This is a genomic window from Pseudomonas sp. GW823-FHT02C02 (assembly GCF_058797635.1).
In genome coordinates this window covers 205,986-213,918 of the sequence record NZ_JBXAJV010000014.1, presented here as the reverse complement: position 1 = coordinate 213,918, position 7,933 = coordinate 205,986, and the positions used below count along the sequence as shown (strand labels likewise).

Annotated in this window: 7 protein-coding genes; 3 read left to right on the top strand and 4 right to left on the bottom strand. The window is 55.4% G+C overall.

What is annotated here, in order from left to right; translation table 11 throughout:
- Positions 1–265: 265 nt before the first annotated feature.
- Entirely contained in the window at positions 266–670 is a 405-nt protein-coding gene (locus tag AC1ROI_RS23770; RefSeq protein ID WP_146013525.1) for a hypothetical protein, read from the bottom strand.
- A gap of 161 nt (positions 671–831) precedes the next feature.
- Between AC1ROI_RS23770 and AC1ROI_RS23765 the strand changes: the two genes are divergently transcribed.
- From AC1ROI_RS23765 to AC1ROI_RS23755, 3 genes are all read left to right on the top strand, one after another.
- The gene (locus tag AC1ROI_RS23765; protein WP_102599784.1) at positions 832–1,350 is read left to right on the top strand and encodes an arsenate reductase (azurin) small subunit; all 519 of its coding nucleotides are present in this window, start codon (positions 832–834) and stop codon (positions 1,348–1,350) included.
- A 14-nt stretch (positions 1,351–1,364) separates the two neighbouring features.
- Positions 1,365–3,848, top strand: a complete 2,484-nt coding sequence (locus tag AC1ROI_RS23760; RefSeq protein ID WP_102599783.1) for an arsenate reductase (azurin) large subunit — start codon at positions 1,365–1,367, stop codon at positions 3,846–3,848.
- Positions 3,849–4,076: 228 nt separating this feature from the next.
- Complete coding sequence (locus AC1ROI_RS23755) at positions 4,077–5,153, top strand: ArsO family NAD(P)H-dependent flavin-containing monooxygenase (protein ID WP_102599782.1); 1,077 nt, start codon at positions 4,077–4,079, stop codon at positions 5,151–5,153.
- On the opposite strand, the gene AC1ROI_RS23750 is transcribed toward AC1ROI_RS23755, so the two are convergent.
- The 3 genes from AC1ROI_RS23750 to AC1ROI_RS23740 form a co-directional block, all read right to left on the bottom strand.
- Entirely contained in the window at positions 5,141–5,602 is a 462-nt protein-coding gene (locus AC1ROI_RS23750) for a hypothetical protein (RefSeq protein WP_102599781.1), read from the bottom strand. The genes AC1ROI_RS23755 and AC1ROI_RS23750 overlap by 13 nt on opposite strands.
- A gap of 91 nt (positions 5,603–5,693) precedes the next feature.
- Entirely contained in the window at positions 5,694–6,914 is a 1,221-nt protein-coding gene (gene arsJ, locus AC1ROI_RS23745; RefSeq protein WP_102599780.1) for an organoarsenical effux MFS transporter ArsJ, read from the bottom strand.
- A 9-nt stretch (positions 6,915–6,923) separates the two neighbouring features.
- On the bottom strand, positions 6,924–7,928 hold the full coding sequence (locus tag AC1ROI_RS23740; protein ID WP_102599779.1) for an ArsJ-associated glyceraldehyde-3-phosphate dehydrogenase: 1,005 nt from the start codon (positions 7,926–7,928) through the stop codon (positions 6,924–6,926).
- Between the last annotated feature and the right edge of the window lie 5 nt (positions 7,929–7,933).

Genomic DNA, 7,933 nt, shown 5'->3' with positions numbered 1-7,933 from the left:
CTGGTGCCCACTTAAATTAAGTGCACACCATGTCCAAGCGTTGCGGGGTTGGGTAGATGACTTGGCCGGACGCATACCATTCATCGATGTAAAGGAAAGATTTCAAGCTATGGACATGGTTCCGCACCTTGCGACCCGGTGGTTCAAGCACGGCCTACAGCTGTCCATGGCAACAAGACATTTTCTGTCAATCCTGCCCAGTTATGTCCATAGCTGCTAGCCCCAATGCAACAGGACGGTCGGACATATAAGACGCTCAGGTTACTCAATTAGCGCGTTTGGTATTGAGTTCTGCCCTGTATCGCATTGCTTTGGCTTCGATGCCTTCAACCGTCCAACCGAACTTTAACCATAGGGGTTCAAGGATGGCTGTTAATGCAACATCAGTTTCGTGGAATAGATTGATGTCTTCATTCAGACTGGTCACGATTTCGTTGAAGCCACCAGAGTAAAGTGAATTGACACCAGATTCGTAGACATCTTCGAGCGGTTGATCGTGGCCGATTTCTGCCGTTCGTGATGGGCAGCAATCGGCCAATAGTAGTTCACAAGCGGCAGCTCCCGGCCCCAAGCTTTGGAATAACAGGCAGGGTTTGAAGTCTGCTCTGCTACATAAAGCAATCAGCTTTGTAGGCCCTTCGCAGTACTTGGTGACCGGAGTAAGCCACAACCCGCCAGTCGGAAATTTTGACTAAACCATAGGCAAATGTCCGATTTTCCGTCCATTTGGCCAAAAAAACGCACTTTCTACTATGCTCAATTGGTTGAAGTAAACGTCGCTTACGACACAGCCAGGGCCGACTGCATCGCGAGCACAATGCGGAGGCAGAAATGGCATCGATATCCAGAAGACTCTTCCTGAAAGTAGGAGGTGGGGTTGCGGCAAGCGTGGCGATAGGTTTGCCCGAACTCACGCAAGCCGCGACACCAAAGCCAACGGCGGAGGGTCGAGTCAATCTTCCCTACCAAATGCAGGCGCTCTCCAAAGCTCAGAAATTGCAGGTCAACACACCAGTCCTATTTTCCTATCCCGACGCGGCCTCACCTTGCGCATTGATCAAGATGGGCACGCCCGTTCCAGGCGGTGTCGGCCCAGATCGAGACATTGTGGCCTACAGCACGCTATGCACGCATATGGGCTGTCCGGTTGCCTATGACCCTGGGCAAAAGGTGTTCAAATGTCCCTGCCATTTCAGCATTTTCGACCCTGAGAATATTGGCCAAATGGTTTCCGGCCAAGCCACTGAGAATCTGCCGATCATAGTTCTTGAGTACAACCCCAATGACGATTCGGTCCGTGCTGTAGCCGTCGAAGGGTTGATCTACGGACGTCAGTCCAACCTCCTTTGATAAGGAGATTCAAATTGGCAACGAACAAAGATCGTGTGGCACTGCCTCCGACAGATGCCCAAAAGACCAACCTGACATGCCACTTCTGCATCGTGGGTTGTGGCTATCACGTGTACAAGTGGCCGGAAAATCGAGAGGGGGGACGGGCACCCGAAGAGAACGCACTGGGGCTCGACTTCCGCAAACAGTTGCCTCCGTTGGCTATCATCATGACGCCGGCAATGCAGAACACGATCACCGACAAGGACGGCAAGCGCTACAACATCATGATCGTGCCGGACAAACAGTGCGAAGTTAATAAAGGGCTTTCGTCCACACGAGGCGGACAACTGGCCAAGGTCATGTACAGCCCCGATGGGGTAGGCAGGGAGCGTTTACGCAGCCCACGTGTTTATGTAGCTGACCAGTGGGTGGACACCAGCTGGGATGATGCGCTGGCGCTTTACGCCGGGGTGACCAAGAAGATTCTGGACAATGACGGGCCTGCCTCACTCGCCTTTGACTGCTTCGATCACGGAGGCGCCGGAGGCGGATTCGAGAATACCTGGGGCACCGGCAAACTGATGTTCACCGCCCTGCAAACCCCATTGGTGCGAATCCACAACCGCCCTGCCTATAACTCCGAGTGCCACGCCACACGCGAGATGGGCATTAGCGAACTCAACAACAGCTACGAAGACGCCGAATTGGCCGACGTCATTGTTGCTATCGGCTGCAATTCATACGAAACCCAGACCAACTACTTCTTGGCGCATTGGCTTCCCAACTTGCAGGGGCAGACAGTCGACAAGCGTAAACAGCGTTTTCCTGGGGAAACCGTTGCTCCAGCCAAGGTGATTTTTGTAGACCCTCGCAGGACGCCGACCATCGCTATAGCGGAGCAAGCAGCAGGTAAAGACAACGTGCTGCACTTGGATATCGAACCGGGAACGGATATCGCTCTGTTCAATGGTCTGCTGACTTACGTGGTCGACCAAAAATGGCATGACCAGGAATTTATCGCGGCCCATACCAAAGCGTTTGAGCAGGCACTTCAAGCCAATCGAATGTCGCTTGAGGAAACCAGTCGCGTTACCGGGGTATCGGTGGACAAGCTCAAGCAAGCAGCCGAATGGGCTTACAAACCCAAAACCTCTGGCCACCGTCCCCACACCATGCACGCCTACGAAAAAGGAATCATCTGGGGCAATGACAACTACCTCATCCAGTCTGCATTGGTCGACTTGGTGCTGGCCACTCACAACGTCGGACGACGAGGTACGGGGGTGGTGCGGATGGGTGGGCACCAAGAGGGGTACACACGCCCCCCTTATCCAGGCAATACCAAGATCTATGTGGATCAGGAGATCATCAACGGCAAAGGCATGATGTACACGGCATGGGGGGCCAATCCCTTCCAGACCACACTCAATGCTGAGCAACATCGTGCGGTCATTCTAAAACGCGCGAACATTGTCAGGGAGGCCATGGCCAATGTTCGCGGCGGTACAACTGCGCAGATGGTGGACGCAATCTACGACGCGGTGAAAAACAAAGGCGGTCTCTTTTTCGCCAACATCAACCTCTACCCTACCAAACTGGCAGAAGCCGCCCATGTGATGCTGCCGGCGACCCATCCAGGCGAAATGAATCTCACCTCAATGAATGGCGAGCGCCGGATGCGCCTTTCACAAAAATTCATGGATCCCCCTGGTTCGGCGAAAGCCGATTGCCTCATCGCAGCGGCTATCGCTAACACCCTTCGGCAGATGTATACGGACGAAGGGAAACAGGACATGGCGGCGCGTTTTGCAGGGTTCGACTGGAAAAGCGAGGAGGACGCCTTCAACGACGGCTTCCGTATGGCTGGCCAACCCGGTGCTGGCCCAATCGACAGTCAGGGAGGCACCACGGGCAATCTCGTCACTTACGAGCGGCTGAAAGCCATGGGCAACAATGGCGTCCAGTTACCCACTAAAGAATACCGAGAAGGCAAGCTGATCGGCACCGAGATGCTCTACACCGATTACAAATTTGACACTCCGGACGGCAAGGCTGAGTTCAAGCCAGCGACATGGCCCGGATTGCCAAAACCGGTGGCAGAACAGAAGGAGAAACACCAGTTCTGGGTCAACAACGGGCGCATCAACGAAGTGTGGCAAACGCTCTACCACGATCAATACAACGACTTCGTGCAACGGCGTGTGCCGATGGCCTATCTGGAAATTAACCCCGACGATGCCCAAGTCTTGGCTATTACATCTGGGGACGTGGTCGAGGTGTTTAACGACTACGGTTCATCCTACGCGCTGGCCTACCTGGAGCCGGATATCAAGCGTAACCAGACGTTTATGCAGTTCGGCCATTTCAACGGTGTGATGGGCGATCTGACCACGCCATGGACAGATCGAAACGTAATCCCATATTACAAAGGGACGTGGGCGAGCATTCGCCGCATTGGGAAAGTGGAGGAATTCAAAGAGAAGATCAGCTTCAAGACGCGCAGGTTTACTACGTAAGAAAGTCGTCTAGTACTAGCGTGACGCTTTTCACGAGTGCGTTAATCCAAGCCCCCCGCCTATGTAAGCCATATCGCGGGGGGCTTCGTTGTGAATGCCAGATTTCCAAGCTCTACCCAGGGATTGCACACCCCGTAGGAGACTCCCCTCTCGATATGAGCTGGATCAGTTGGAGTCAAAATTGAATCGCTATACTGGACCGTCTTGCATCGATCTAAGGTTCGTCCAATGACTGATTCGCTCAGCGCTCAACTAGACGTAGTCATTATCGGCGGGGGTCAATCAGCCTTGGCTGTAGCGTATTTCCTGCGCCGCACACCTCTTTCGTTCGTAATCCTCGACTCAGAGGAAGAACCCGGTGGTGCCTGGCGACATGGCTGGAACTCGCTGCGTCTATTCTCGCCCGCCACCTGGAGTTCGATACCTGGCTGGATGATGCCCCCTACGCAAGATGGCTATCCTTCACGAAATCATGTGATCGAATACCTCAACCAATACGAACAGCGCTACCATTTCCCGGTCGAGCGCCCAGTTCGGGTCACTTCTGTTGAGCGAACGGAATCTGGCCTGCGTGTACGTTCTGAAGACAAGCATTGGGATGCCAAGGTTGTTGTCAGCGCTACAGGCACCTGGAGCAATCCCTACGTACCTCACTATCCCAATGCAGAGCTATTCGAGGGTCAGCAGTTGCACTCCGCGAATTATGTCGAAGCGTGGCCGTTCGCGGACAAAAAGGTGTTGGTGGTGGGTGGAGGTAACTCAGGGGCACAAATTCTTGCCGAAGTTTCAAAGGTCGCTGCGACCACGTGGGTAACCCCAGTAGAACCGATGTTCTTGCCTGACGATGTGGATGGGCGGGTATTGTTCGAGCGTGCAACTGATCGCTGGAAAGCCCAGCTGGAGGGGCGCGTCATTGAGCAGCCGGTTGGTGGGCTGGGCGATATCGTCATGGTTCCACCCGTTGCCGAAGCCCGAGAGCGCAATGTTCTCAAGTCTCTACGATCTTTCGAAAGTTTTACTCCTAATGGGGTTGTTTGGGTCGATGGTTCCGAGTCTGCGGTGGACTCGGTGATTTGGTGCACCGGATTTCGGCCAGCCCTTCAGCATCTGGATTCACTGGGGGTGGTCAACACCGAGGGCCGCGTTGAGGTCGAAGGCACCCACTCGATCAAAGAGCCAGGGCTGTGGCTGGTCGGTTACGGCGAGTGGACAGGTTCAGCTTCCGCCACACTGATCGGTGTAACACGGACAGCACGGAGCACAGTCAATGAGATCGTAACTTTTCTTGCCGATCAGTCCACCTGAAGTGGCCGGCAGCCGACCTTGAAATACACCGCTGATTGTTGAGGAGAACCTTGCCTGACATCTTCCGCAGAAGCGTAAAGCTCGACACTGGCCATGCACTCGTTTATGCGCTGAAGGAGGATGTCCTTCAGCCGTCCTTGGCTGCTGGCTGGACAGTCGCTACCCTCTTTTACCACCAGGGATGCTCGCTTTTCGTCGCGGCTAATCAGGCTGCCAAACTCCGCCGTACAATCACCCCATTGCAGACTGTCGGCGGAAAGCCGAAACGACGGTAGCGCCAAAGCATCCCTCTGGTTATTGCGCCACTCACCTATAAACCATGTCCCCTCAATCGTCTTGTCCATACCGGACGGATGCTTGGCAGGTGTCTCACCTTGATCACAAGCGGTCAATGCCAACGCTGTAATCACCACAAAGGACAGTGTGGGGATGCTGATTGATTTACTCATGGCGTGCCTCCGACATGTGCTGATTCAGGCTCTGCCAATTCCTCCACACGCACGTAGCGCGAAGAGGTTCACTCCGTCCTGTCTGACGGATTCATATCGCCTCGGCATGCCTAGGTAAGGCGATAGAAATCAGTGCTGCGAGCAGCACAAAGGCGCTCGATATCCACAAGCATGCTTCCAGCCCATACACCTGATAAACCCAGCCGGACAGCACCGTGCCGATCAGCCGTCCCATGGCGTTGGACATGTAATAAAAACCCACATCCAGCGACACGCCATCTTCCTTGGCGTAGGACACGATCAGGTAGCTGTGCAGCGACGAATTCACCGCGAATAGCGCGCCAAAGACCATCAGTCCGCCGAGCAACACCACCTGTTGTGACCACCCGGTGCTCAGCCCAAGAGCAATGGCCGCGGGCAACCCTGCCAGTGCTAGTGCCCACAAAAATGCCGCACGACCATCCGGTACGTGCCCACGTTTCTTGCCGGTGATGTTGGGCGCGAAGGATTGCACGATGCCGTAGCCAATCACCCAAGCCGCAAGGAAGCCGCCAACCTGCCAGAAGTCCCAGCCGAACACGCTGCTCAGGTACACCGGCAAGGCCACCACAAACCAGACATCGCGGGCACCGAACAGGAACATCCGCGCCGCCGAGAGGATATTGATCGCCTTGCTCTTGGACAGAATGTCGCGAAACTTGGGCTTGGCTTTCGCTTTGCCCAGGTCCTTCTTCAGCAGTATCAAGCTGCTGATCCAGATCAGCGCCAGAACACCCGCCATGGCCAGCAATGCACCTTTGAAGCCGATCAATGCCAGCAAGGCTCCGCCGAGAAAGAAGCCGACTCCCTTGAGTGCGTTCTTCGAGCCGGTGAGGATCGCCACCCACTGGTAGAGCTTGCCCTGCTGCCCATCAGGAACCAGAAGCTTGATGGAGCTTTTGGCACTCATCTTGTTCAGGTCTTTGGCAATCCCCGACAACGCCTGTGCGCCCATCACCCATGGAATGGTTAGCCAAGCCACAGGAACGGTCAGCATCAGCAGCGCCGCGACCTGGATGCCCAGCCCGATGTTCATGGTTCGGTTCAGCCCCAGTCGGGCGCCGAGATAGCCACCCACCAGGTTGGTGATCACGCCAAAAAGCTCATAGAACAGAAACAACGCGGCGATTTGAAGTGGGCTGTAGCCCAACGCGTGAAAGTGCAGCACCACCAACATGCGCAAGGCGCCGTCGGTGAGGGTGAAGGCCCAGTAGTTGCCCGTCACGAGCAGGTACTGCCGCACTTCCGGAGCGAGGGCTGACAACGCTTTCATGACCGCTCCTTAGACTGCCAGACCGACCATTTTGGCCAGCTCAACGGTACGGTTGGCATAGCCCCATTCGTTGTCGTACCAGGCATAGAGTTTGACCTGGGTGCCGTTGATGACCATGGTCGACAGCGCATCGATGATCGATGAACGAGGGTCGGTACGGTAGTCGATGGACACCAGTGGACGCTCCTCGAAACCGAGGATGTCTTTCAGCTCGTTCTCGGAAGCGTCCTTGAGCAGTTGGTTCACCTCTTCGACCGTTGTGGCTCGCTCAACTTCAAAGACACAGTCGGTCAGCGAAGCGTTGGCCAGCGGCACGCGTACGGCATGACCATTCAGGCGTCCACGTAGCTCCGGGAAAATTTCGGCAATGGCCGTGGCAGAGCCGGTGCTGGTCGGAATCAGGCTCATGCCGGAAGCACGCGCACGGCGCAGATCCTTGTGTGGCTGATCGAGAATGCTTTGGGTGTTAGTCAGGTCGTGGATGGTAGTGATCGAGCCGTGACGAATGCCCAGCTTCTCGTGGATGACTTTCACCACGGGCGCCAGACAGTTGGTGGTGCACGAAGCGGCGGTGACGATGCGATGTTCCGCCGCATTGAACAGCTGATGATTGACGCCCATGACGACGTTCAGCGCGCCTTTTTCCTTGACCGGAGCGCAGACCACCACACGCTTCACGCCTTGGTCGAGGTAAGCCTGCAACACCGCCACGGTTTTCATCTTGCCGCTGGCCTCGATCACCAGATCGCAACCCGACCAGTCGGTGTCCGCAATCGCTTTGTTCGCGGTGACCTTGATGCGCTTGCCGCCAATCACCACCTGATCGCCTTCAGCGCTGGCTTCGTTGTGCCAACGACCATGCACGGAGTCGAAGTTGATCAGGTGCGCATGGGTTACTGCGTCGCCTGCCGGATCGTTGATCTGAACGAACTCAAATTCTGGCCAGCTCCAGGCTGCTCGTAGCGCGAGGCGACCGATCCGACCAAAACCATTGATACCAACTTTGATAGTCATATTGT

Excerpts from the sequence above, each read along its gene's own strand:
- AC1ROI_RS23765 (WP_102599784.1), top strand. The coding sequence starts at position 832 with ATGGCATCGATATCCAGAAGACTCTTCCTGAAAGTAGGAGGTGGGGTT.
- arsJ (WP_102599780.1), bottom strand. The coding sequence starts at position 6,914 with ATGAAAGCGTTGTCAGCCCTCGCTCCGGAAGTGCGGCAGTACCTGCTC.
- AC1ROI_RS23740 (WP_102599779.1), bottom strand. The coding sequence starts at position 7,928 with ATGACTATCAAAGTTGGTATCAATGGTTTTGGTCGGATCGGTCGCCTC.
- AC1ROI_RS23755 (WP_102599782.1), top strand. The coding sequence starts at position 4,077 with ATGACTGATTCGCTCAGCGCTCAACTAGACGTAGTCATTATCGGCGGG.
- AC1ROI_RS23750 (WP_102599781.1), bottom strand. The coding sequence starts at position 5,602 with ATGAGTAAATCAATCAGCATCCCCACACTGTCCTTTGTGGTGATTACA.